The sequence below is a fragment of the Sphingobium sp. CFD-1 genome (assembly GCF_024611115.1).
Classification (GTDB): Bacteria; Pseudomonadota; Alphaproteobacteria; order Sphingomonadales; family Sphingomonadaceae; genus Sphingobium; species Sphingobium baderi_A.
In genome coordinates this window covers 466840-489482 of the sequence record NZ_CP084398.1, presented here as the reverse complement: position 1 = coordinate 489482, position 22643 = coordinate 466840, and the positions used below count along the sequence as shown (strand labels likewise).

At 61.7% G+C, this 22643-nt stretch carries 27 protein-coding genes; 12 read left to right on the top strand and 15 right to left on the bottom strand.

Going from position 1 to position 22643, the window contains the following annotated elements:
- Positions 1 to 78 precede the first annotated feature (78 nt).
- Positions 79 to 735, top strand: coding sequence for a TetR/AcrR family transcriptional regulator (locus LDB26_RS02485; RefSeq protein WP_257540163.1), 657 nt, complete (start codon positions 79 to 81; stop codon positions 733 to 735).
- A 74-nt stretch (positions 736 to 809) separates the two neighbouring features.
- Positions 810 to 1433 (top strand): response regulator, encoded by a 624-nt coding sequence (locus tag LDB26_RS02480; protein ID WP_373886157.1) that lies wholly within the window; start codon positions 810 to 812, stop codon positions 1431 to 1433.
- Here the strand turns inward: LDB26_RS02480 and LDB26_RS02475 are convergent.
- Genes LDB26_RS02475 through argH form a run of 4 tightly spaced genes read right to left on the bottom strand, consistent with a single transcriptional unit; the run spans position 1430 to position 5115 of the window.
- Positions 1430 to 2197 carry a bifunctional precorrin-2 dehydrogenase/sirohydrochlorin ferrochelatase gene (locus LDB26_RS02475; RefSeq protein WP_257541949.1) on the bottom strand — a complete coding sequence of 256 codons (768 nt, stop codon included), beginning with the start codon at positions 2195 to 2197 and terminating at the stop codon, positions 1430 to 1432. The genes LDB26_RS02480 and LDB26_RS02475 overlap by 4 nt on opposite strands.
- Positions 2197 to 3462 carry a diaminopimelate decarboxylase gene (lysA, locus tag LDB26_RS02470; protein ID WP_062063774.1) on the bottom strand — a complete coding sequence of 422 codons (1266 nt, stop codon included), beginning with the start codon at positions 3460 to 3462 and terminating at the stop codon, positions 2197 to 2199. Before lysA ends, LDB26_RS02475 begins: the two co-directional genes overlap by 1 nt.
- A gap of 22 nt (positions 3463 to 3484) precedes the next feature.
- Complete coding sequence (locus LDB26_RS02465; RefSeq protein ID WP_062063772.1) at positions 3485 to 3748, bottom strand: hypothetical protein; 264 nt, start codon at positions 3746 to 3748, stop codon at positions 3485 to 3487.
- Positions 3745 to 5115: an argininosuccinate lyase gene (argH, locus tag LDB26_RS02460; RefSeq protein WP_257540161.1), complete on the bottom strand. Its 1371-nt coding sequence runs from the start codon at positions 5113 to 5115 to the stop codon at positions 3745 to 3747. Before argH ends, LDB26_RS02465 begins: the two co-directional genes overlap by 4 nt.
- Positions 5116 to 5158: 43 nt before the next feature.
- On the opposite strand from argH, the gene LDB26_RS02455 reads away from it, so the two are divergent.
- Positions 5159 to 5755, top strand: a complete 597-nt coding sequence (locus LDB26_RS02455; protein WP_257540159.1) for a TlpA disulfide reductase family protein — start codon at positions 5159 to 5161, stop codon at positions 5753 to 5755.
- 87 nt (positions 5756 to 5842) lie between these two features.
- Here the strand turns inward: LDB26_RS02455 and LDB26_RS02450 are convergent, their stop codons facing one another.
- The gene (locus tag LDB26_RS02450) at positions 5843 to 6670 is read right to left on the bottom strand and encodes a kinase (RefSeq protein WP_257540157.1); all 828 of its coding nucleotides are present in this window, start codon (positions 6668 to 6670) and stop codon (positions 5843 to 5845) included.
- On the bottom strand, positions 6667 to 7983 hold the full coding sequence (locus LDB26_RS02445) for a hemolysin family protein (protein WP_062063765.1): 1317 nt from the start codon (positions 7981 to 7983) through the stop codon (positions 6667 to 6669). Before LDB26_RS02445 ends, LDB26_RS02450 begins: the two co-directional genes overlap by 4 nt.
- 152 nt (positions 7984 to 8135) lie before the next feature.
- Between LDB26_RS02445 and LDB26_RS02440 the strand changes: the two genes are divergently transcribed.
- Both LDB26_RS02440 and LDB26_RS02435 read left to right on the top strand, forming a co-directional pair.
- Positions 8136 to 8816, top strand: coding sequence for an OmpA family protein (locus tag LDB26_RS02440; RefSeq protein ID WP_257540155.1), 681 nt, complete (start codon positions 8136 to 8138; stop codon positions 8814 to 8816).
- Positions 8817 to 8882: 66 nt separating this feature from the next.
- Positions 8883 to 9233, top strand: coding sequence for a DUF3140 domain-containing protein (locus LDB26_RS02435; RefSeq protein ID WP_062068542.1), 351 nt, complete (start codon positions 8883 to 8885; stop codon positions 9231 to 9233).
- A 4-nt stretch (positions 9234 to 9237) separates the two neighbouring features.
- Here the strand turns inward: LDB26_RS02435 and LDB26_RS02430 are convergent, their stop codons facing one another.
- The 8 genes from LDB26_RS02430 to LDB26_RS02395 all read right to left on the bottom strand — a co-directional run bounded on the left by LDB26_RS02430 (position 9238) and on the right by LDB26_RS02395 (position 15611).
- Entirely contained in the window at positions 9238 to 9855 is a 618-nt protein-coding gene (locus LDB26_RS02430; protein WP_062063761.1) for a MarC family protein, read from the bottom strand.
- Positions 9852 to 10523, bottom strand: a complete 672-nt coding sequence (locus tag LDB26_RS02425; protein ID WP_062063759.1) for a hypothetical protein — start codon at positions 10521 to 10523, stop codon at positions 9852 to 9854. The genes LDB26_RS02430 and LDB26_RS02425 overlap by 4 nt, the downstream gene beginning before the upstream one ends.
- Positions 10520 to 11413, bottom strand: coding sequence for a bifunctional methylenetetrahydrofolate dehydrogenase/methenyltetrahydrofolate cyclohydrolase FolD (folD, locus tag LDB26_RS02420; RefSeq protein ID WP_257540152.1), 894 nt, complete (start codon positions 11411 to 11413; stop codon positions 10520 to 10522). Before folD ends, LDB26_RS02425 begins: the two co-directional genes overlap by 4 nt.
- Positions 11410 to 11736, bottom strand: a complete 327-nt coding sequence (locus LDB26_RS02415; RefSeq protein WP_257540150.1) for a DUF167 domain-containing protein — start codon at positions 11734 to 11736, stop codon at positions 11410 to 11412. Before LDB26_RS02415 ends, folD begins: the two co-directional genes overlap by 4 nt.
- On the bottom strand, positions 11733 to 12023 hold the full coding sequence (locus tag LDB26_RS02410) for a YggT family protein (RefSeq protein WP_062063749.1): 291 nt from the start codon (positions 12021 to 12023) through the stop codon (positions 11733 to 11735). Before LDB26_RS02410 ends, LDB26_RS02415 begins: the two co-directional genes overlap by 4 nt.
- A 111-nt stretch (positions 12024 to 12134) precedes the next feature.
- The gene (gene argB / locus LDB26_RS02405) at positions 12135 to 13052 is read right to left on the bottom strand and encodes an acetylglutamate kinase (RefSeq protein WP_062063747.1); all 918 of its coding nucleotides are present in this window, start codon (positions 13050 to 13052) and stop codon (positions 12135 to 12137) included.
- 145 nt (positions 13053 to 13197) lie between these two features.
- Positions 13198 to 15177, bottom strand: a complete 1980-nt coding sequence (locus LDB26_RS02400; protein WP_257540148.1) for an MDR family MFS transporter — start codon at positions 15175 to 15177, stop codon at positions 13198 to 13200.
- Positions 15178 to 15245: 68 nt separating this feature from the next.
- Positions 15246 to 15611, bottom strand: a complete 366-nt coding sequence (locus LDB26_RS02395; RefSeq protein WP_257540146.1) for a hypothetical protein — start codon at positions 15609 to 15611, stop codon at positions 15246 to 15248.
- Positions 15612 to 16007: 396 nt separating this feature from the next.
- Between LDB26_RS02395 and LDB26_RS02390 the strand changes: the two genes are divergently transcribed.
- Together LDB26_RS02390 and LDB26_RS02385 are read left to right on the top strand one after the other, a co-directional pair.
- A complete protein-coding gene (locus tag LDB26_RS02390) occupies positions 16008 to 16571 on the top strand; it encodes a DUF1993 family protein (RefSeq protein ID WP_257540144.1) in 564 nt (187 codons plus the stop codon).
- A gap of 532 nt (positions 16572 to 17103) precedes the next feature.
- Entirely contained in the window at positions 17104 to 18177 is a 1074-nt protein-coding gene (locus LDB26_RS02385) for an LLM class flavin-dependent oxidoreductase (RefSeq protein ID WP_306812047.1), read from the top strand.
- Positions 18178 to 18240: 63 nt separating this feature from the next.
- Here LDB26_RS02385 and LDB26_RS02380 read toward each other — a convergent pair whose 3' ends face one another.
- Positions 18241 to 18528 (bottom strand): putative quinol monooxygenase, encoded by a 288-nt coding sequence (locus LDB26_RS02380; protein WP_257540142.1) that lies wholly within the window; start codon positions 18526 to 18528, stop codon positions 18241 to 18243.
- Between the two features lie 241 nt (positions 18529 to 18769).
- On the opposite strand from LDB26_RS02380, the gene LDB26_RS02375 reads away from it, so the two are divergent.
- The 5 genes from LDB26_RS02375 to LDB26_RS02355 all read left to right on the top strand — a co-directional run bounded on the left by LDB26_RS02375 (position 18770) and on the right by LDB26_RS02355 (position 22617).
- The gene (locus LDB26_RS02375) at positions 18770 to 19996 is read left to right on the top strand and encodes an epoxide hydrolase family protein (RefSeq protein ID WP_257540140.1); all 1227 of its coding nucleotides are present in this window, start codon (positions 18770 to 18772) and stop codon (positions 19994 to 19996) included.
- A 13-nt stretch (positions 19997 to 20009) separates the two neighbouring features.
- Positions 20010 to 20738 carry an alpha/beta fold hydrolase gene (locus LDB26_RS02370; RefSeq protein WP_062063736.1) on the top strand — a complete coding sequence of 243 codons (729 nt, stop codon included), beginning with the start codon at positions 20010 to 20012 and terminating at the stop codon, positions 20736 to 20738.
- A gap of 4 nt (positions 20739 to 20742) precedes the next feature.
- Positions 20743 to 21495: a GntR family transcriptional regulator gene (locus LDB26_RS02365; protein ID WP_062063734.1), complete on the top strand. Its 753-nt coding sequence runs from the start codon at positions 20743 to 20745 to the stop codon at positions 21493 to 21495.
- A gap of 276 nt (positions 21496 to 21771) precedes the next feature.
- Positions 21772 to 22182 carry a hypothetical protein gene (locus LDB26_RS02360; RefSeq protein WP_062063732.1) on the top strand — a complete coding sequence of 137 codons (411 nt, stop codon included), beginning with the start codon at positions 21772 to 21774 and terminating at the stop codon, positions 22180 to 22182.
- A 36-nt stretch (positions 22183 to 22218) separates the two neighbouring features.
- Complete coding sequence (locus LDB26_RS02355; RefSeq protein WP_062063731.1) at positions 22219 to 22617, top strand: DUF4440 domain-containing protein; 399 nt, start codon at positions 22219 to 22221, stop codon at positions 22615 to 22617.
- Positions 22618 to 22643: the final 26 nt, after the last annotated feature.

The following is a 22643-nucleotide window of genomic DNA, read 5'->3' as shown; positions in this document are numbered from 1 at the left end:
TACCATCTAGTATGAAAATGGCCCTTGCCCCCGCTGCATGCCCTTGTCAACGAAAATATCATACTCTATGGTACGGTTATGTCGACCGGTTCGCTGTCATCCGTACTGACCCGCCGAGAGGCCCGCCGCCGGGACCGGCGCGACGCCATTTTGAACGTGGCCGCGCAATATTTTCTGGAAAATGGTTATGCCGGCACCACAATGTCGGGGATAGCGGCCACGCTGGGAGGGTCAAAGGGGACGCTCTGGAATCACTTCCCTTCCAAGGAAGAACTGTTCGCCTCCGTGCTGGAACAGGTAACGACGGCCTATCGCGCTCATCTTTCCAAAATCCTCGATGCATGCGGCGATCTGGAAACGACGTTGCGCCGGGTGTCCCTCAGCCTGCTGGAAAAGGTAACATCGCCCCAGGCCATTGCGCTGCACAGGCTGGTTTCGTCCGAAGCAGGGCGTTTCCCCGAAATGGGCAGGATCTTCTATGAACGCGCACCGCGCCTGAGCCGGGCATTGATCGCCGACTTTCTGTCGGGCGCCATGGAACGAGGACATTTGCGGAAAGCCGATCCGCAGGCCGCTGCGCGCGCCCTTACGGCGCTGGTGATGTGCAGATGCCATCAGGAATTGCTGGTGGGTCAGATTGCGACCGCAACGCCGGAAATGATAGCGGCCGATGCCGATTTCGCGGTCGACATCTTCCTGCGCGCCTATGCACCCGTTAAACCGAAGTCGGACTGATCGCGCACGCCGCTGCATTAACCATTTCTTTGCGCGCCGCTCCTATCCTTCCTTCAGGCTAAGGATGGGATGCCATGCAGATTTTCAGACGCAGTCAGCGCAACGGCACGCGCAATCCGATGGATGAAGGCGCTCCGCGTATCGACCGGCGGCTGCGTATCCTCATCGTTGACGAAAATCCCATGGCGCGCGCGGTCATAGCCCGTCGTCTTTCCCATCTGGGCTATGATGTGGGACTGGCGGAGAATGGACTGACAGCGCTCAGCCTGCTCATCACGCGGCCGGTCGACATCATTCTGCTCGACATGGGTTTGACGATGCTGCCCGCCGTCGCGACGATGGACAAGATTCGCGCGTCGGCGCTGTCCCCCCATGCCTGTTTCGTGACCATGGCAGGTCGCCTCGAACGACCGCTGGCGGTAGAGGCATTGGCAGCCGGAGCGGACGACCATATCGCCAAACCGCTGGATTTTGACCTCCTCGACGCCCGCCTGCGGCATCTATGCGTCCGGGCGGAAGAGGTGGGCGCGCTTAACCGCCACAATGCGGAACTCGATGCCCGCATCGCCCGCCGCGCGGTGGAACTGGGGGAAACGCGCGAAGCCCTGAATGAATTGCAGGCCGACCGCGCTCGCCTCGTCTCCTCGATACAGGCTCTGCATGACGAGATCGCAAGGCTGAACGCGGCGCGCCACTAACAACGCCGCTCTGCCATCTCCAGCCAGAGAGTCAGCCCTTGCTCCTGCCCATGGGGCTTCGCATCCGCGATGATCCGCGCTGCGTCAGCGCGGGCGCGATCCAATATCGCTACCGGGACATCCGGCTTATGGTAGATTCGGTCCGCCGCGCCCAGCAGCCGCGCCGTCCGCAGCGTCAGATCATCGGGATCGGTGGAAGCAAGGCGGATCGCCACCAGCCCGCGTGCGTCCCGGTCAATGTCTCCCGCCAGCCAGGTCGCCACGCTCTTGTCCGCATCGCCCTGCAACGGGTCGATCGGCCCGCCCTCGGCCAGGCCAGCATCAATGGCGTGCCGCCGCGCCGCCGCATCGGGCCATCGCATCCGAATCGCTTCCCGCGCTTCAAATAATGCCGTCGCCAAAGCCCCCAGCCGCGCGGGCAGCAGCGTCTCGATCCGTTGCCGCAAGGCTTTCGCCAGCCCTGCCGAAGCGCCACCCGTCCCGACGGCGATCAGCACCGGGTCGCGATCCACAATGGCAGGCAAGGTGAAGTCGCACAGTTCCGGCCGATCAGTCGCGTTCACCAGCACGCCCCGTCCCTTGAGCCGCGCCACGGCCGCTTCATCCCCATTCGCGACGATGGCAAGGGCAGCCTCCGCCTCTTCCCCCACGACACGCGCCCCGGCCCGCTCCAGCAGCCGTCTCTTGGCGTCCGCCGCCTCGCCGTCGCCGATCAGGATCACGGCCCGTCCGCGTAATCGCAGAAAGACGGGCAGGCTGTGCATCAGTCTCTGACCCAATCGGGGATGCTGTCCCCGGCAATCAACGTCTCGATCGGCGGACGCGCGCGCACCACGGCCCATTTGTCGCCCGACACCAGCACTTCGGGCGTCAGCGCGCGGCTGTTATAGGTGCTCGCCATGGTCGCGCCATAGGCCCCCGCCGTCATGAAGGCGACCAGATCGTCCGCCTGCACCACATCCATGTCGCGATGCATCGCAAAGGTATCGCCCGTCTCGCACACCGGCCCCACCACATTGGCAGCCCCCCTGCTGCCGGCGGGCTGCACGGCGCGAATATCATGCCATGCATCATAGAGGCTGGGCCGCAACAGGTCGTTCATCGCCGCATCGACGATCACGAAAGGCGCTTGCGCGCCCTGCTTCACCCGCACCACGCGCGACAGCAGAGCACCCGCATTGCCGACGATCACGCGTCCCGGCTCGAACATCAGGCGGACGTTCCATCCCTGCGTCACCTCAGTCACCATCGCGCCATAGTCGGCGGGGCTGGGCGGCACGGGCTTGGACGGATCATAGGGCACGCCAAGCCCGCCGCCCAGATCGGCGGTGCGAATGTCATGCCCTGCCTCCCGCAGCTTGCCGATCAGCGCGCCGACCTTGACGAAGGCCGCCTCCAACGGCGCGAGATCGGTCAGTTGGCTGCCGATGTGCACCGCCACGCCCTGCACGTCCAAACCGGGCAGATCACGCGCCGCCGCATAGGAATCCAGCGCCCGGTCATAGGGGATGCCGAACTTGTTCTCCGACTTGCCGGTCGAAATCTTGGCATGGGTGCCTGCATCCACGTCCGGGTTGATGCGATAGGCCACCGGCGCGCGCTTGCCCATGGAAAGGGCCACGTCGGAGAGCATCTCCGCTTCCGGTTCGCTTTCCAGATTGAACTGGAAAATACCATGCTCCAGCGCCAGCCGCATTTCATCGGCCGTCTTGCCCACGCCCGAAAAGACGATGCGGTCGGCGGGTATCCCCGCCGCGATGGCGCGCAGCAATTCTCCGCCCGAAACCACGTCCGCGCCCAGCCCCAATTTCGCGAGCGTCGCCAGCACCGCCGCATTGGGATTGGCCTTCACCGCAAAGGCGATCAACGGATTGTCGAGCGCGCTCAGCGCATCGCGAAACACGCCGACATGGCGCGTCAGCGTCGCGGTCGAATAGACATAGACCGGCGTGCCCACGGCATCGGCAATCGCGGCCATGGGCACCTGCTCCACATGCATGGCGCCGTCCAGATAATCGAAATGGTCCAAGGTGTCTTTGTCCTGTCGGGGCTTATTGCGGGTCGCGTTCGGGCGGCAGGTCGAACTCGTCGTCGCTGCGCTGGCGCGATTGCGTCAGCAGTTCGACATTGCGTTCGGGCCGCGCCTGTGTCGAAGGTGTGGTCAGATCCTGCGCGGTCGGGGCCGTCGCCGCGCCCACCGGCACGGCGGGCAGCCTCTGCCCCTCAATGGGCTTGAGCGGCTGACGTCCGCCGCAGGACGCCAGCACCAGAGCCAGAGCCGCCAGAGCCAGCCCTCTGTGCAACCTGATCGTCATGCTTCCTTCTCCCGCCTGGCTTGCGCGATCCGCGCCCGCACCTGATCCGGCGCGGTGCCGCCGTGGCTTTTCCGGCTGGCGACCGATGCGTCGACCGTCAGCACCGCATAAATGCGCTCATCTATGCGCGGATCAATGGCTTTCAGCGTCTCGATGGGCAGGTCGGCCAATGACGCCCCCGCATCCTCCGCCGCCGCCACAGCGCGCCCGGTAATATGATGCGCCTCACGGAAGGGCACGTCCGCCTCCCGCACCAGCCAGTCGGCCAAGTCCGTCGCCGTCGCAAAACCGCTTTCCGCCAGTGCGCGCATCCGATCCGTGCGGAACGTGACGGTTTCGATCATCCCGGTCATCGCCGCGATGGAAAGGCCCAGCAGGTCATGCGCCTCGAACACCGGCGGCTTGTCGTCCTGCATATCCTTGGAATAGGCGAGCGGCAGACCCTTCATCGTGACGCAGAGCGCATTCATGCAGCCCATGATCCGCCCCGCATGGCCGCGCACCAGTTCGGCTGCGTCGGGATTGCGCTTCTGCGGCATGATGGAGCTGCCCGTCGAATAGGCGTCAGGCAGCTTCACGAAACCAAAGGGCTGGCTCGCCCAGATGATGAACTCCTCGGCCAGGCGCGAAAGATGCAACGCTACTTGCGTCGCCGCCATCAGATAGTCGAGCGCAAAGTCCCGATCCGAAACGCTGTCGAGGCTGTTGTCGGTCGGCTTAGCGAAACCCAGCGCCGCCGCCGTCGCATGGCGGTCGATGGGAAAGCCCGTCCCGGCAAGCGCCGCCGCACCCAGCGGACATTCGTTCATTCGCGCGCGCGCATCGGCAAAACGGCTGCGGTCGCGGCGGATCATTTCATGATAGGCCATCAGATGATGCCCCAGCGTCACTGGCTGCGCGGATTGCAGATGCGTGAAACCCGGCATCACCGCACCGGCATACTCCTCGGCCCGCGCCAGCAAGACAAGCTGAAGCGCCGCCAGCCCCGCGCCCACCTCATCCATCGCATCGCGCACCCACAGGCGGAAATCGGTCGCCACCTGATCATTGCGCGACCGCGCCGTGTGCAGCCGTCCCGCCACCGGGCCGATCAATTCGGCCAACCGCGACTCCGTGACCATGTGAATGTCTTCCAGGTCGAGGTCGACCGGCACGCCGTTCGCTTCATATTCCGCCGCGATGCGGTTCAGTCCCTCAGTGATCGCTTGCGCGTCATCGCCATCGACGATGCCCTGCTTCGCCAGCATCGCGACATGCGCTTTGGACCCGGCGATGTCCTGCTTCCACAATCGCTTGTCGAATGGGATGGAGGCATTTATCTCCCGCATGATCGAAGCCGGACCCGCCGCGAAGCGTCCGCCCCACATGCTGTTGGAGCCTTCTCCCGTGCGAACTTCCTTACCCTGCGTAATGACACTGCTCCTGCTGGCCAGCCTTGCCGCGTGCGATAGGCAATCACCGCCCGCGGGGCAAGCGGCAGCGAACGGCGAAGCGCCCGCGCCGATCACCAGCGGCGAAGCAACCGGCTCCTCGGCAAGCGGCAAGGGCGAATTCAGCTATACACTGGATCGCTCCAAGGCCGGAACCCCCGCGCCGGACCTGACTTTCCAGACGCTGGACGGCAATGACACGACCTTGCCGGATTTCGCCGGAAAACCGTTGCTGGTCAATCTCTGGGCAACATGGTGCGCGCCCTGCGTCGCGGAAATGCCGACGCTGGATGCGGTCGCCGCCGCCTATGGGCCCAAGGGGCTGAGCGTCGTTGCCGTTTCGCAAGACAGCCAGGGCGGAAAAATCGTGCAGCCCTTCTTCGCGAAACAAGGCTTCAAGCACCTGAAAAGCTGGATAGACCCTGAAAACCAGCTTGGCTTCCACTATGCCACCGGCATGTTGCCCACCACCATCCTCTACGACGCGCAGGGCAAGGAGGTCGCCCGCGTCATCGGCGCAATGGACTGGAACGGCAAGGAAGCCCACGCCCTGATCGCCGAGGCCATGCAATCCTGACCTGATCCGCCGCGAGGCATATGCGGCGTCAAGCCCACCTCTGCAACTTTCGCATGGCGAGCCTCGCAGCGACTCGCGGACGAAGCTTCACCGCCGTGAATGGATGCCTCGCACGTCCCGATCCGTCCCCAGTGCGATGGTCAGGTCGGCCCGGTCCGGCATTTCGGTCAGGATATGCCGGGTCAGCCGCTCATAATGCTGGATGAAGCGCGCGATCCCGGCATCGTCCATCACGCCCGCGATGCCAGACCCTGCCCGCGCGCGCAATTCCTCTTCCTGCTGCGCCCGCCACCGCCGCACGACCCCGAACCCCGGCGCGGCGAGCAGCACCAGCCGGTCGAGCCGGGCGAACAATGGTTGATACGTCCCCGCCAGCGCGTCATTGGCGAAGCGCCGCCAGACGCCGCCCGCATCCTCCACCCGCTCCAGCGCGTTAACAGGCTCCGCGAGCGCCGCATCCGTCTCCGGCCGCGCACCCACGCACCAGCCCTCCAGCACAAGCAACCGCGTCCCCGCCGCCGCCCGTTCCCAATCGGCCTCGTCCGCCCTGTCGTCCGTCGCCTTGTCGAAGCGCGGCAAAGCCACCGCCTCGCCCCGCTCCAGCGCAGCGATCACCTCCAGCCCCAGCGCGACGTCATGCGTCCCCGGCACCCCCCGCGTCCGCAGTAGCGGATGAACCGTCTGCGCCAGTTCCTCCCGTTCCGCCCGGCGCAGATAGAGGTCGTCGATGGACAAGATCGCGCTCGCCACGCCCGCTTTCTCCATCCGTGCCTTGAGCGCCCCGGCCAACGTGGATTTGCCGCTTCCCTGCGCGCCGCAGATGCCCAACACGAACAGACGATCCGGCGCCTGGGCCATATCGCGCGCCAGCATACCCGCCACGGCATCCAGCGCGCGATCGCCGCCTTGCGTCATCGCTCCGCTATGAGCAGCTTGTCGATCTTGCGCCCGTCCATATCGACGATTTCGAAGCGCCAGCCCTGATCGTCGACATAATCGCCCACCTCGGGCAGCCGCTTGAGCAGCCACAACGCATGGCCCGCGACCGTCGCATAGTCGCGGTCCTCCGGCAGGTCGATGCCGATCCGCTCCGCCAGCTGGTCCACCGGCATCTGCCCCGATACCAGCAGGCTGCCGTCCTCGCGCTCGACCAGATCCGGCTCCTCGTCCGTGTCCCGGTCCGACGCGAAATGCCCGGCAATGGCGGACAGCAGATCGGCGGGCGTCACGATTCCCTCGAAATGCCCATATTCGTCATGCACCATCACCATCGGGACATCGGACCGGCGCAGCACTTCCAGCGCGTCCATCGCATCGACCTGATCCGGCACGACCTCCGCCTTACGAATGAGCGTGCCCAGATCCAGCGCCTCGCCCCGGAACAGCGCCGCCATGATGTCGCGCGCCTGCACGATGCCGACCAGATCCTCGACCGACCCGCGCCCCACCGGCAGGCGCGTATGCGGCGTTTCCAGCAAGCGCGCGCGAATCGTCGCTTCGTCCGCGCCGATGTCGATCCAGTCGACATCCATGCGCTGCGTCATCACCTCGCGCACTGGACGGTCGGCAAGCCGCACCACGCCGGAGATGATCGCCCGCTCGCTTTCCTCGATCACGCCCGACCGGCTGGCTTCCGCGACGATCAGATGCAGTTCCTCCGCCGTCACATGATCCTCGGACTCGCGGGTCATGCCCAGCAGACGGAAGATCAGCGCGCTCGACCCGTCCAGCACCCACACCACCGGCGCGGTCAGCTTCGCCAGCCACATCATCGGCGTGGCGACCAGCGCGGCGATGACTTCAGGGCGGCGCAGCGCGAACTGCTTGGGCACCAGTTCCCCCACGATCAGCGAAGCATAGGTGGTCAGGCCGATCACCAACGCAAAGCCCAGCTTCTCCGCCACATTGGAAGACAGTCCCAGCGCCTGCAACCGCTCGCCCACCGGCCCGCCCAGGCTCGCCCCCGAATAGGCGCCCGCGATGATACCGATCAGGGTGATGCCGATCTGCACGGTGGACAGGAACTTGCCCGGATCGGCCGCCAGCGCCAGCGCCGATCGCGCGCCGCGACGCCCGGCCTTCTCCATCGCCTGCAAGCGCGGCTTGCGCGCCGACACGATGGCCAGTTCCGACATGGCGAACACGCCATTAAGCGCCACCAGCGCCAGGATGATGAAAAGATCGACCCAGGGAAAGGGCGACAGTGAATGAGGGGAAAGCGTGGCCATGGCGGTCGATATCCACCCTATAACGCCTATTCTTTCAATTTCACAACAGTCCCATCATCGTCGGTTCAGTTCGATAGTGGAACAAAGTTCACCGCTCGACCATTTCAAGCGGCATCGTCACCAGAGACGCATAAGACAAGGGACCAGGACCGATGAAACTTTCCTATCGTATCATGAGCGCGGCGGGCCTTGCCGCCATGCTGGCGACCACGGCATGCACGACCGACCCGCAAACCGGAAACCGCCAGATTTCAAAGGCCGCGATCGGCGGCATCGGCGGCGCGCTCGGCGGCTATCTGCTGGGCGATCTGGTCGGTGGACGCCATGATCGCACGGAAAAGATCCTGGGCGCCGGCATCGGCGCCATCGCGGGCGCGGGCATTGGCAGCTATATGGACGCGCAGGAACGCAAGCTGCGGGAAGAAACCGCCGGCACCGGCGTGGACGTGATCCGCGATGGCGACAATCTGCTGTTGCGGATGCCGTCAGGCATCACCTTCGGCTTCGACAGCGCCGCCGTGCAGCCGCAGTTCCAGCCGACGCTGAACGATGTGTCATCGGTGCTGGCGCAATATCCCAAAACCTATATCGACGTGTACGGCCACACCGACAGTGACGGCAGCGACAGCTATAATCAGGGCCTGTCCGAACGGCGCGCCCAGTCGGTCGCCGATTATCTGACATCCCACGGCGTCCAATCCGCCCGCATCGCAACGCGCGGCTTCGGCGAGACGCAGCCCATTGCGTCGAACACGACCGAGGAAGGCAAGGCCGCCAACCGCCGCGTGGAAATCAAGATCGCGCCCGTCACCGAAGCCGACGTGCGGTCCTGATCCTGTCAAAGGCCCCTCCATGGAGCGAGGGGCCTTTTTCCCCACATGCTTATGGAATGGGGATCCATGGCCTCAAAGACATTCGATCATAATCATGTTGCCCGGGATTTCATGGCAGCCGTCAATATGAGCGCCAAAGAGCTGGAAGAATGGCTCGACACGCCGGAAAGCAAGGCGGTCGGGTGGAAAGGCGCAGACGGCAAAGCGCGGGAAAGCATTGGTCACGCCAGCGGCCGTCGCATCGTGGCCTTGCTGGACACACCCTTTGAGGAACTGACCAACGACGACTTCGCGCATATGCGAAAGGTTATAAATTACGTGAAGCGCCACACGGCGCAGCAGCCGACGAACATCTTCACGTCACGCTGGCGCTATTCCCTCATGAACTGGGGGCATGATCCGCTAAAAAGTCTTTGACGCTTCAAAAACTCGACTTCAGCCCATCGATCACGAACTGCGCCGCCAGCGCCGCCAGCAGCACGCCCAGCAGGCGGGTAATCACCGCCTCGATCTTCTGCCCCAGCAGCGCCATGATCGGCCCCGCCGCCAGCAGCGATCCCAGCATCAACGCCAGCGTCAGCCCGACCGCGCCCAGAACCACCAGCCGCTCCGTCATGCCCTCGGCGCGCGACATCATCAGCATCACCGTCGCGATGGAACCCGGCCCCGCGATCATCGGCATCGCCATGGGAAAGACGGAAACATCCTCCACCTGCGGCGTTTCGGCGACCTTCTGTGCCCGGCTTTCCCGCCGTTCGGTCCGCTTTTCGAACACCATGTCCATGGCGATCATGAACAGCATGATCCCGCCCGCAATGCGGAAGCTGTCCAGTTCGATGCCAAGGATATGGAGCAACTGCTTGCCCCACAGGGCGAAGATCAACAGGATCGCCGCGGCGATGCCCACCGCGCGAATCGCCATACTCCGCCGCTGCGCCGCGCTCGCGCCGGTGGTGAGGCTCGCATAGATCGGCGCGCAACCCGGCGGGTCGATCACCACGAACAGCGTCACGAAGGCGGAAAGGAAAAGCTCGCTCATGATGCAGGCGCTCCCACTCTGTCATCGATCACCGTCTCATAATCGGCCCCGGTCCACATTCGCACGGTGACATGGCGGCTGCCATCGCCCGCCACATCGGCGGACCAGAGCAGGCTTTCGTCCTTCGGCGCGGGAGGCGCTTCGCCCTTGCGCCCCGGTGGCGGAGCGGCAGTAACGGCCGGCCCCTCACCTGGCCCGCGCCGCTTGCAGGTCGCGACCTTGCCGGTCAGATATTCCGGCGCTTCGCGCGGACTGGCCAGCGTGTCGCCATGATCCATGATCCACTTCCACGCGCCCTTCTTGTCGCGCTGCCAGATGGTCGTGAAATAGCCGACCGATCCGTCCGGGCGCTTCCAGTTACCTGTGCTCGCCGCCAGCCGCCCGTCGCACGACACATAGACGATAGACGGCGACCATTGCACCGAAGCGGGCGGATCGGCCTGTTTCTTCAGCCACTCCTTCGCCAGCACGCGCTGCGGCACGAACAACACCGCCTCCTCCGCTGAGGTTTCGCGAAAGGCAGTCCATTGCCCTTTCGCCTGCGCCAGCCGGTTGAAGGCGATCTCCGCTGCGATCACGGAACTCGGATCGGGCTGGAATCGCATTGGCGGGCTCGCGCCGACCAGCGCGAACGCACTGACCAGCAGGAGCGCCGCGGGTGCTTTCACAGCCCCTCCGGCTTGGGCAACCCCGCCCGCGCATGAGCCGCGACCAGCGTGTTTCGCAGCAGCACCGCGATCGTCATCGGCCCTACCCCGCCAGGCACCGGCGTTATGGCGCGCACATGGGCCAGTGCTTCGGCAGTGGCGACGTCGCCCACGATCCGGCTCTTGCCGTCTTCGGTATCGACGATCCGGTTGATGCCCACGTCGATCACGGTCGCGCCGGGCTTGATCCATTCGCCCTTCACCATCTCCGCGCGCCCGACAGCCGCGACCACGATGTCGGCGCGATGCACCACGCTCGCGATGTCGCGGGTGCGGCTGTGTGCGACGGTGACGGTGCAGTTTTCCGCGAGCAGCAACTGCGCCATCGGCTTGCCCACGATATTGGAGCGCCCGACCACCACGGCCTCCAGTCCGCTGAGGTCGCCCAGCTCGTCCTTCAGCAACATGATGCAACCCAGCGGCGTACACGGCACCAGCGCCTCCTGCCCGGTCGCGAGCCGCCCCGCATTGACGACATGGAAGCCGTCCACATCCTTGTCCGGGCTGATCGCGGCGATCACGGCGGCCTCGTCGATATGCTTCGGCAGCGGCAACTGGCACAATATGCCGTCGACCCGTTCGTCCGCGTTCAGTTCCTCGATCAGGTCGAGCAGTTCTTCCTCGCCAATGGTCGCGGGCAGCTTGAACTCGAAGCTCTCCATGCCCGTCGCGACCGTCATCTTGCCCTTGTTGCGGACGTAGACGGAACTGGCCGGATCCTCGCCCACCAGCACCACAGCCAGCCCGGGCTTGCGACCGGTCTGCTCCGCAAAGGCAGCCACGCCGTCCGCCACCTGCGCCCGCAGCGTGGCAGCAAAGGCCTTACCGTCGATGATCTTGCCGATGGTCATGCTTGTCCCTGTTCCTCGATCATGGCGGAAAGACGCTGGAGCGCCGCCCCTTCGCCGCCACCCTTCATCCGCAGCCGCTTTAGCCGGTTGGTGTCACCCGATTCCACTAAAATCGCGCTTTTGGGCCAATCCAGTCGCTTGCCCAGCAAAGCGATCAACGCGGCATTGGCCTTGCCCTTTTCCGGCACGGCCCGCACGCGGGCGCTGAGCCAAAGCGCGCCCTTTTCATCCGCCCAGACGCCGCCAATCTCTTCCCGCGCCGCGCCCGGCGTCAACCTGACGCGCAGCAGCAGGTCATCACCGTCGCGACTCCAGGCGGTCACACCAGCCCGAACAGGGGCGGCAATATCGCCTGCCGGATGATGAGAATCGCCAACAGCACGACCATCGGCGACAGATCGAGCGCGCCCAGATCCGGCATCACCTTTCGGATTGGATTATAGATCGGCGCGGTGATCCGGTCGAGCGCGACCATGATGGTGCGGACCACGTCGCTATAGGTGTTGATGACGTTGAAGGCGATCAACCAGCTCATTATGGCCTGGATGATGATGACCCACCACAACACGTCGAGCAGGATGACGATGATCTGATAGAGCGCGTAGGCCATGAAGTCTCCAATATGCTGGATGTTTCCTCTAGCCGAGGCAGGCGCCCCGTCACAAGCCGCCAGCACGGCCTATTCCACCAACGGTCGGCAATTTTCGCCGGAAAACCTGCCTTAGCGCCGGACCAGCGTGCCCGCGCCCCGATCCGTGAATATTTCGAGCAGCATCGCGTGCGGCACCCGCCCGTCCAGAATGACGGCGGCGTCCACGCCCCCTTCGACCGCCTTCACGCAGGTTTCCAGCTTCGGGATCATCCCGCCTGTAATCGTGCCGTCCTGCTGCAATCCCTTGATCGCCTGCGGATCGAGGTCGGTGAGAAGATGCCCCTCTTTATCCAGCACCCCAGCCACATCGGTCAGCAGGAAAAAGCGCGATGCGCCCAGCTCGGCCGCGATCGCGCCCGCCATGGTGTCGGCGTTGACATTATAGGTGTGGCCGTCCGCACCGATGCCCACAGGCGCCACCACCGGAATGATGCCGTCCCCCGACAGCGTGTCGAGGATACGCCGGTCCACCCGCACGGGATCGCCGACGAAGCCCAGGTCCACATGCCGCTCGATCCCGCTATTGGGATCGGGCGCACGGCTGCCACCCACCTTCTCGCACAGCACCAGCCCGCCATCCTTGCCGGAAATGCCGACCGCACGGCCCCCCGCGCCGGAAATCCAGCCGACGATTTCCTTGTTGATCGACCCCGCCAGCACCATTTCGGCAATCTGCGCCGTTTCCGCATCGGTCACGCGCAGACCGTTGACGAAATGCGATTCGACGCCCAGCTTCTTGAGCATCGCGCCGATCTGCGGCCCGCCGCCATGAACGACCACGACATTGATGCCGACGGCCTTCATCAGCACCACATCTTCCGCGAAATCGCGCGCCGCTTCAGGATCGCCCATGGCATGACCGCCATATTTCACGACAAAGGTCTTGCCCGCATAACGCTGCATATAGGGCAGCGCTTCGACGAGGGTTTCGGCCTTCGCGAGGATCGCGGGTTCGGGAGCATGCTTATTGGTCATGCGCGCGCGCATAAGGCCAATGACCCGCCGCCGCAAGTTTGCGCGGTCTTTCCTCCATTTCATCAGGCGCCCGGATTTTCATCTGGCGATCATACAATGTGCCAAATCCAGGGCCGATATGGCTGTTGAGCTTCATGTCCAAACGATACTGATCCGCCTAGGATCTCAGTCGATCGTTGGCAGCAGGCAGCTCTGCCACCAAATCGCGCGCCAGGCCGTTGAGCATTGCCCTGACATCCTCATGCTCATCAGGCGACCACCGGTCGAGAATTTGGGCCAGCCTGTCACGATAGCTCGTTATGATCCGCTCAAACGTCCGGCGGCCAGATTCAGACACAATAAAATCGCCTTCTCCATGACGCAGCAACAAGCCTGCATTCTCCAGGCGACTGGCGATCGGCCGCAACTCCGGTTCCGTGATGTGCCCGGACAACCGGCCCTCTTCCCGACTGAGTTGCACCAGCAGCCACATTTCGTCCGGCTTGAGCGAGACACCGGACCGTTCGGCAATACCACGATAGGTTTCCCAGCGATGTTCGCGCTGGCCCAGACGAGTCACGATCAGTTGGAGCTCCTCCAGCGACGTCGCATCATGCGGCATCGCGAAGCTCTCGCCGATTGTTTCCGACCGCTCGCCGTCCTGCAACGGCACCTCCTTGAGAAACCAGGTCAGCAGAAAGGCAAACGCCCCGATGACCGCCGCTGACAGGAAGACCGGATGCAGGGCGGCCGTGAACACTTCCAGATAGATGTTGCGGACGCCAAGCGGGAGCGCAGCGATTCCTGCCGCGTCGCTCGCGGTTGGAAGCGCCATCCCTACCGGCATTCGGCTGGCTAGGCCGCTGGCAAGATTCGCGGCGAAGATTGCGCCGAACAGCGACACCCCGATGGAACCGCCTATCGAACGGAACAAGGTTGTGCCCGAGGTAGCCACGCCAAGATTGCGGTAGTCGACAGCATTCTGAACGGCAAGCACCAGCACCTGCATGACCATGCCCAGGCCAAGTCCCAGCACCAACATGTACGCCGGCGCCGCCCAGATACTGCTCGCTATGCCGAGAGTAGAAAGCAAGGCAAGGCCGATCGTCATCACTGCGGTGCCAATGATGGGAAACAACCGGTAGCGCCCGATCCGGCTGATGATCTGTCCGCTGACGATCGAGGTGACGAGTACACCGCCCATCATCGGCGTCAATTGCAACCCGGCGGTGGATGGGCTCACACCCTGCACCACCTGCAGATAGATCGGCATATATGTCACCGAACCGAACATCGCGAGGCCAACGATGAACCCGACCGCGCAGGCGACGAGGAAGGTCGGATTGCGGAAAAGCGGCAACGGCAGGATCGGTTCGGCGGTGCGGGACTCAACCATGATGAAACCAGCGAGCGTGATCAGTGTCAGCGCGGCCAGACCCAGGATCGTAGGTGAACTCCAGGGATTGATATTGCCGCCAAAGCTGGTGAAAAGGACAAGTGACGTCAACATGACCGCCATCAGCGCGGCGCCGGCGACATCGATCGCGGGCCGCTGCCGCTTGGCTGGCGAGGTGAATGCGATGGCTATCACGCCCAAAGCGGCAAGACCCAGCGGCAGGTTGATATAGAAAATCCAGCGCCAGTTCAGATGCTCGACGAAGAACCCGCCAATCAATGGCCCAAGCACGGTCGACAGCCCAAAGACGCCGCCAAAGAAGCCCTGATAACGACCCCGATCCCGGGGCGGAATAATGTCGCCGATTGCCGCCATGCTCGTCACCATCAGCCCGCCGCCGCCCAGACCTTGCAGCGCCCGGAACGCAATCAGTGCGCCCATTGAACGGCTTAAGCCACACAGCGCCGATCCGAGAAGAAACAGCAGGATCGCACCCTGCAGCACGATTTTGCGTCCGAAGAGATCGCCAAGCTTGCCGTAGAGCGGCGTGACGATGGTCGTCGCCAGCATGTAGGCGGTGACGATCCACGAAAGGTGCGCCAACCCGCCAAACTCACCCACAATCGTTGGCAGCGCCGTGGAAACGATCGTCTGGTCGAGCGATGCCAGCAGCATCACCAACATAAGCGCCCAAAAAATCAGTTGGACCGATTGCGGTGGGGGAGTCGCGGACGCCGGCATGATTGATGTGCTTTGTGGCATGGGGGGCGTTTCCTTCTCCGTCTTGCTTCGCTCATCCTATGTCTGGCGCCTGATCCACAAGCACTAATTCATGGACTGTCGAACATTGGGGGGCCTGCCGTTGCGGTAGCGAAAGCGGGCATTACCCAGTTGGAGACGGATGCACTGGCACCGCGCAAAAGTTCGGTGTCGGTCACGATCTTGCTTCGATCACCATATTTGCCGCGAGTTACCAGAAACGCGATGTGGGGCTTGCCTCCGGAGAACATGGTGATCGCCGCGAAGTAAATTTCCGTATCACCCGATTTCAGCACCGAGTAAAAGGCCAGATCCTCCCACGAGGTTGGATCGACATTCATCCGGTCACTCTCGTGCGAAACCTCGTCCTGGAGGAATATTCCAAATGGCCCGCTCTCCTTCCAGACTTCATCTGACAGGCGATCAAGTTCCCCCAAGTCGAAGATGTTGCTAGGCCGCGTTGATGGGGGCGCCGTCCCTGCGGCCTCGGTTGGACCGGCGCCCACCGACGCGCCTCAGAGCATCGCAGCGATAATGACAGCCGCCGGACTTCGTACCATCCAATTTGCTGAAATCGGCATGTTCGACTTCTCATATGTCGTGTCCCCGCTTGTGATATCGCGGGTTGCCTCGGTTTAGCGCTGGAGCGCTGCCAATCGAATGCAATGTGGTCACCAAGTCGTGGTACTTTTACATGGACGCTGAAGGATTGCTTCCCGGTCGATGTCTTGCGCTCCCGTCCTCAACGAGGCGGATGTGGCGCTGGTGGTTGGGCCTGGCTAAAAGACCGTAACGGCCAGACAAACCAGGGCCGCAGAAGAAGAAAGATCATCATGATGCTGAAAGACATGCTCGCGCCTACCTACGTCCAGATGCTGGGAGCGCTTGCGGCTTGGCTCCGCAAAGTCGACGAGAAGGGGCAGGAAGTGGCGCAGACGCTGCTCACGGCTCGCCTTGCGCCCGACATGTTCCCACTTTCAACCCAGATCTGCTTCGCTTGCGTGCAAGCACAGGAGGGCGTGTTTCGGCTGCGGCAAGAAGCTTTCCCGCCATCAATCGAAGTATTGCTGGATGAGGGACGCAACGCAGCCGAGCACCCCGGCTCCATCGCCGACGCGCTTGCAAGGATCGCCGCAACCATCAGCATCGTGGAGGTGGCGGCAGCAGATGCGCCCGAGATCGATCCAGCGACGCCCATTGCTCATACGCTGCCGCAGGGCATGGTGTTCGATCTCACTGCCGAGCAATATGTCCGCGACTGGGCGCTACCGCAATTCTATTTCCACGTCATGACCGCTTACGCGATCCTGCGCGCCCGAGGCGTTGACCTAGGGAAGGCCGACTATGTCGCGCACATGTTCGCATATCTGCGCCCAGGCACCTTGCCCGAGCAATAGAGAGCGAGCGAGCTGATCGTGGTTTCTAAGTTGCCGATCGCTTCGCCGCATGATCACCACGTTGAAGTAAAATCGCTCATGTTCGCTCCATTCTCGCGAGGTCGAGCGTGGAACCAGACTGCTATCAAACAATTGCGTGAATCCAGCGATGACAGCAATGACGCAGCACGGGACATTGCCGAAACTTTGTAATGGCAGGAAGCAGCCGTTGACCGAAATCGGTCGGTCAACCCAAATTGCTACTCCTCCCCGATGTCCAACGGGCACATCTCGATCCGGACAGAGCCAATTCCACACGTTCGTGATCTGGCCATCAAATCGCGTTTCCGAACCAGAGCCAATGTACCGAGATATGCATATGCGATTCGGAGGAGAAGCGTGTTTTTGCACTCCCTGCTCCACTCGCGACGTTGGGCATCAGCAATGGCACCCCACGCATAATCGTGCATGATATACCATTTGTGCATAATTTCCTTGCATTTCCCGAAAAAAGGGTAAAACGTCCCTCTCGAAATGACATCAGGAGAGGCAGATGAAGCTATCATATCTTTGCATGACCGGATATGATGGGCCGGCGCCCGGGATAGAGATTTGGCCCGCATCTCCGGAGTTCTGCAGGCCGGATGTGGCGCAGAGATCCTATGCACGATATCTCGACATGGTCGAACTTGCTGAACGTCTCGGCTTCGATTGGATCAGCGTCTCTGAGCATCATTACGCGCCTTACCAGATGACGCCGAATCCGATGATCATGGCATCTGCGATCATTCAGCGCACCAAGCATGCGCGTGTCGCCCTGCTTGGCCCGCTCGTGCCGCTGAACAATCCGATCCGGCTCGCTGAAGAAGTCGCCATGCTCGACGCCTTGAGTGGTGGGCGCATGGAAGTCCTGTTCCTGCGGGGCACACCGAACGAGCATAAAACCTACGATACGCCGGCCGAACTGACCAAGAAGATGACGCAGGAAGGCATTGATCTCATTTTGAAGGCCTGGACTTCCGAAAAGCCATTTTCCTGGAAGGGCGATCAGTATAAATTCGATACCGTGTCGATCTGGCCGCGTATTACGCAGCAGCCGCATCCTCCAGTATTCGGATCGGGGAATAGTGAGGATTCGGTAGTATTTGCTGCAAAGCGCCGGATCGGTATCGGTTTTTCCTTCGCGCCGCCAGAAGTCGTGAAGAAGTGGATCGACCTCTATCGCGCCGAATGCGCCAAGGAAGGTTGGGAGCCTACGCCCAATCACGTAATCTATCGCGGAATCATTTATTGCGCGCCCAGCGATCAGCAGGCCTATGCCGATCTGGAGAGCTTCTTCGGCCAGCAGGCCGAGGAGCAGGGCAAATTGCAGTCGGCCACGCTGGGCGGTCCTCCGGTCCTCGATCTCGTTGCCAAGCCCTATTTCGTGGGATCGCCCGACACGCTCATCGAAAAGTTCCAGACCTTGCGCGACATTGGCGTCGGCGTCTGCGATTTGCCGTTCGTGGTCGGCTCACCCGAACAACAGCGCGCATCCCTCGAGTTGTTCGGCAAGGAAGTGCTGCCGAAGGTTCAGGCATGGGACACCGGGAGCTTTGCAAAGAGGCTTACGGAAGCTGCCGAGTGAGGACAGCTCCGGTGGCCCTGATACACAACCTCAACAGCAATCGCCTCGCATCTCCTCCGGCGCTCAGATCAGCCGGCCGAGCGACGTCGCGGTCGGAGGAGCGGCAAGTGCAGCCATGATAGGCGCGAACGCCTCCTTGCCGAGGACCTTGCCGGCAGCCTCCTGTGCCTCAGGCGAGGTCCAGCGCTCCAGGAAAGTCAGGTGCTCGGGATGATCGAGGTCCTGATACAATTCGGTTCCTTCAGTGCCATCGCAGGCCGATATCTTCGCCGCAAGTTCTCGCAAGGCTTGCTCGAGAATGTCAATCTGCCCTGGTGCGGCGATCATTACATAGGAACGCATCATGGCCATATTCTTCTCCTGAGAACGGCTCACCGGAAACCTCCCCTTTCAAGCTGAGGAAGGCGTATCCAATGCCTAATGAGCCACGGCATTTGCAGCCGCAACGACATATTGTTGACGATACGTTACATGCGATAACTCCTGGAGGCGAAATGAACCAGTCAGGATCAGAGACGAGTAAGGGCGCCCGCTGCTTAAGCGGGATCGACATATGCTGTGTGGCGGCTCAATTTCTTATCGTTGAAACCTTATGAATGACATCGCCATACAAGCATTTCACGCAAGCTTGTCAGAGAACGAGGTTGCGGATTTGCGTAACCGCCTGGCGCAGACACGCTGGCCGGACTGGCTACCGGGTTCGGACTGGAGTTATGGCGTCGACGGGGCATATCTCAAAAAACTGTGCGACTATTGGCAGCATGATTTCGACTTCGACGGCCATGTCACCCGCCTTAATGCCTGGCCACAATATGTGTCTGAAATAGAGGGCGAGCGCCTCCATTTCTATCATGTGCCATCCAGGGTGCCGACAGCGCGGCCACTGATACTCGTTCACGGCTGGCCGGGTTCAGTGGTCGAATTTCTCGATCTGATCGGGCCGCTGTCGGACCCGGAGGCGCATGGCGGCGATCCGGCCGACGCCTTCCACGTCGTGGTGCCTTCGCTGCCGGGATATGGTTTCTCGGGGCCTACGCGCAATCATGGTGTGAACATCGCCAAGGCAGCCTCCATGATGAACGCCATCATGCGCGCGCTCGGGTATGAACGCTATTTCGCGCAAGGTGGGGACTGGGGATCTCTGACAACCAGTCGCATGGCGCAGGATTTCCCGCAAAATGTCGCGGCTTTGCATATAAACATGGCGCCAGGCGGCAATGCCAATCCCATGCTCCCGGTCGAGGGGTTGAGTATAGCGGATCAGGACGAATTGGATCAATTGCGTCATCACCTGATGATCGATGGCGCCTATGCACAGATCCAGACAACCCGCCCACAAACGCTCGCCGTCGCCATGAACGATTCCCCTGCCGGGCTGGCTGGTTGGATCATCGACAAATTCTGGTCGTGGACCGATCATGGCGGGAATCTAGAGGATGCGTTCGACATCGACCATCTTCTCGACAATTTAAGCGTCTATTGGTTTACCGGCACCGCAGGGTCCAGTTTCCGGCTCTATCACGAGAATAATTATCGCACCCAATATACCCATTCCCGCGTCGAGATCCCCACCGGGGTTGCACGATTTGCAGGCGAACCATTCCGCTGGCCGCGGGCGCTGGTCGAATGGAACTACCCCAATATCCACCTATGGGAGGACTTGCCCGCAGGGGGCCATTTCGCAGCTTTTCAGCGTAAGGAAGATTTTCTGCGCGTGGTGCGCGCTTTCTTTCGCAATCAATCGACCCGGGGCGCCAAAACCAGACTGACCGAGGAACTGCCCAAACCAACGCGCGACCGCTGTGGATCAATCCGCTGAAAGGTATGAGACAATGGCCAATATAGTTTTTCTTCATGGCGGCGGCATGGGCGGATGGGTGTGGAATGAGATCGCCACCACACTGCGCGGCGAAGGTCACCATATATTGACGCCAACCTTCACCGGTTTCGGCGAACGTTCACACCTGATCAGCCGTGACGTGACCCATGAGGTGCACGTGACGGATATAGTGAACATGCTGACCTTTGAAGACGTCCGCGATGTCGTGCTTGTCCCCTTCAGCTATGGCGGGTCCGTAGCTCCGGGCGTGATCGCTCGCGCCGGCGATCGCATCCGCCGCGTCGTATATTTTGACGGGATCGTACCCGAAGCGGGCAAGAGCGTTGGCGAGGCCATGGGCTATATGTCGAACGAAGAGGCCATGGGGCTCAACGCCTTGCTTGCATCAGGCAAAGGCGCCATCGGAACCGGCGTTGCGGAGATGCAGCGGACGGCCGCTCAAGACAAGCCGATGAAAATGACAACCGAGCGGCAAGAATGGATGTTGGCCCACCTGAGCGACATGCCCTTGCGCTGTATGGTCAGCCCAGTGACCAGCGGTGGTGACGCTATTGACAAGCCTGTCGATTATCTGGGTATTGTCGGCGATGTTATGGAACCGCAGCATGAAAAAGCCCGCAAGCTTGGCTGGAATGTCGAAACGATGGGGCCGGAAATCGACCACGCCTTCATCGTCGGCGCACCCGAACGTGCGGTGGAATTTCTGCGACCGAGGCTCTGATTGAATGTACGAAAATTCGGTAGCGCACAGTTCTGCGGGTGATGCGGCGGTGGATCGAAGCGTCACGCATCGCGCCTATGTCGAGATGCGCGCGGCGTTGATATCGTGCCAGTTGCCGCCGGGTTCACGACTCAACATCTCGCAACTGCAACGCGATCTGGGTGTCAGCCAAGCCGCGGTGCGGGAAGGATTGTCGCGGCTGGCCGCCGAGGAACTGGTTACGATAGAACGCAATAGCGGCTTCCGCGCCGCCCCCGTTTCGGCGGAGGGCTATCGCGAGTTAGCGAATGCATGCCTGACGATCGAGCTGACATTGCTCGATTCTTCGGTGAAAAATGGCGATTATGCGTGGGAAGGTGCCCTGCTGTCCTCTTATCACATCGCTTCCCGCATACTGAGCGAGGCATGCGACGTACCGGCCAGCATGAATTCCTATGTCCAGCATCGCGAGCAGTTCCACCGCACTCTATTCTCCTGCTGCGACAACAAATGGCTGCTCTGGTCGTGGTCGCTGCTTTACGCCCAACAACTCCGCTACCGGCAGACATTTCTCCAGCTCGCGATGTTCGAACGTGGCCTGCATGAAGACTACCGGAAATTCATCGATGCCATCATTGAACGCGATGTCGTCAAAGCCGCCACGCTCTGGAGCGAAACCCATCACAAAGTGGTGGATTTCATTGAATCGAACCTTGAAGCGCCCCTTCCCGGCAAGGATGGCGCAGCCCCGCGGCGGCGACGGCGACGAACAACGTAGCTGTCGGAAAGAAACGTCGTTGGAGCCTGAACGCTCGCGCAAGCCGCTGGAATTTCGCTGGACGATGCAACATATCGTGCATAATGTGATGGCAATACTGGAATGATGCTCCTCCGGCGGTGATCTGGAAGTCGCAATGTCAGCGTGCTGGCCACGAACGCGAATGAATAGCGATAACCTGCCGGGACAAGCAGGCAACGCAGAGCATGAGGACCAGAACGAGGGTGTCAACATGGCATTCGACGCCAGGTTGCTCGCCGCCGGAGAGGAGAAGGAATGAACACGCTTGTGGATAAAGCCGACGCGACAGCCGCGGTAGAGGGGTTCACCTCATCATGGTTGGCGCATGACATTGATCGCAAGGCCACTTTTCTGACCGGCGACTTCGTCTTGTGGAACAATTGCGACCATATCGAAGTCCCCCATGCAGCAGCGATCAAATCTTTCCATTGGTTGACGACAGTAACGCGTAACAACCAATATTATGATGTGCGCCGAAATCTGACATCTTTTGGCGTGGTTCAGCAGCATCTGGCATCATTCGATACGGATCAGGGCAATTTCCGCGGCATTCCGATGCTGCTCGTCTTTCACACGCGCGGTCGTCGGGTTTCGCGATGCGAGACATATCTCGACAGCACCGGCTTGCCGAAGCTGGAATGGCCGAAAGGGGTCCGCTTCTTCTAAACTCGTTCCATAATATTAGTTTGAAGGATCTTCTTCATGAACGACGCATCAGGCAGGTCCGAAGCGATTGCAGCCGTAGAAAAGTGGAATCATTATTGGGGAGAGCGCGACCTCGACGGCATGAAGTCGGTCGCGGCGGACGACTTCATCCAATGGCATGCCACAGTGCGGAAGGAACTGAACAAGGACGAAGAATTCGACATGCTCGTCGAAGCACTCAAGGTCATGCGGATACGCTTCAAGGATATCGAGCTTACGCCCATGAACGATAACAGGGTGTTACAGCGGTGCAAGGCGGACATCACAGTTAACGGAGTCACCCGCAACGACGTACCCTTTGCCATGGTCTTCCACACAAGAGGCCAGCAGATCACGCGATGTGACGAATATATGGATGGCCTGTCGCTTCCACCGATTGATTTCACTCCTTCCTGAACGCCAATCTTTCAGTTTTATCCGGC

Coding starts and splice junctions, on each gene's coding strand:
- argB (WP_062063747.1), bottom strand. CDS start 13,052: ATGCGCGCGCGCATGACCAATAAGCATGCTCCCGAACCCGCGATCCTC.
- LDB26_RS02430 (WP_062063761.1), bottom strand. CDS start 9,855: ATGAGCGAGCTTTTCCTTTCCGCCTTCGTGACGCTGTTCGTGGTGATC.
- LDB26_RS02455 (WP_257540159.1), top strand. CDS start 5,159: ATGACACTGCTCCTGCTGGCCAGCCTTGCCGCGTGCGATAGGCAATCA.
- LDB26_RS02370 (WP_062063736.1), top strand. CDS start 20,010: ATGGCCAATATAGTTTTTCTTCATGGCGGCGGCATGGGCGGATGGGTG.
- LDB26_RS02485 (WP_257540163.1), top strand. CDS start 79: ATGTCGACCGGTTCGCTGTCATCCGTACTGACCCGCCGAGAGGCCCGC.
- LDB26_RS02450 (WP_257540157.1), bottom strand. CDS start 6,670: ATGACGCAAGGCGGCGATCGCGCGCTGGATGCCGTGGCGGGTATGCTG.
- LDB26_RS02390 (WP_257540144.1), top strand. CDS start 16,008: ATGATGCTGAAAGACATGCTCGCGCCTACCTACGTCCAGATGCTGGGA.
- LDB26_RS02380 (WP_257540142.1), bottom strand. CDS start 18,528: ATGGCCATGATGCGTTCCTATGTAATGATCGCCGCACCAGGGCAGATT.
- LDB26_RS02365 (WP_062063734.1), top strand. CDS start 20,743: ATGTACGAAAATTCGGTAGCGCACAGTTCTGCGGGTGATGCGGCGGTG.
- LDB26_RS02440 (WP_257540155.1), top strand. CDS start 8,136: ATGAAACTTTCCTATCGTATCATGAGCGCGGCGGGCCTTGCCGCCATG.
- LDB26_RS02465 (WP_062063772.1), bottom strand. CDS start 3,748: ATGACGATCAGGTTGCACAGAGGGCTGGCTCTGGCGGCTCTGGCTCTG.
- LDB26_RS02385 (WP_306812047.1), top strand. CDS start 17,104: ATGAAGCTATCATATCTTTGCATGACCGGATATGATGGGCCGGCGCCC.
- LDB26_RS02400 (WP_257540148.1), bottom strand. CDS start 15,177: ATGCCACAAAGCACATCAATCATGCCGGCGTCCGCGACTCCCCCACCG.
- LDB26_RS02360 (WP_062063732.1), top strand. CDS start 21,772: ATGAACACGCTTGTGGATAAAGCCGACGCGACAGCCGCGGTAGAGGGG.
- LDB26_RS02375 (WP_257540140.1), top strand. CDS start 18,770: ATGAATGACATCGCCATACAAGCATTTCACGCAAGCTTGTCAGAGAAC.
- LDB26_RS02355 (WP_062063731.1), top strand. CDS start 22,219: ATGAACGACGCATCAGGCAGGTCCGAAGCGATTGCAGCCGTAGAAAAG.
- folD (WP_257540152.1), bottom strand. CDS start 11,413: ATGACCATCGGCAAGATCATCGACGGTAAGGCCTTTGCTGCCACGCTG.
- LDB26_RS02445 (WP_062063765.1), bottom strand. CDS start 7,983: ATGGCCACGCTTTCCCCTCATTCACTGTCGCCCTTTCCCTGGGTCGAT.
- argH (WP_257540161.1), bottom strand. CDS start 5,115: ATGTGGGGCGGACGCTTCGCGGCGGGTCCGGCTTCGATCATGCGGGAG.
- LDB26_RS02475 (WP_257541949.1), bottom strand. CDS start 2,197: ATGCACAGCCTGCCCGTCTTTCTGCGATTACGCGGACGGGCCGTGATC.
- LDB26_RS02435 (WP_062068542.1), top strand. CDS start 8,883: ATGGCCTCAAAGACATTCGATCATAATCATGTTGCCCGGGATTTCATG.
- LDB26_RS02410 (WP_062063749.1), bottom strand. CDS start 12,023: ATGGCCTACGCGCTCTATCAGATCATCGTCATCCTGCTCGACGTGTTG.
- LDB26_RS02480 (WP_373886157.1), top strand. CDS start 810: ATGCAGATTTTCAGACGCAGTCAGCGCAACGGCACGCGCAATCCGATG.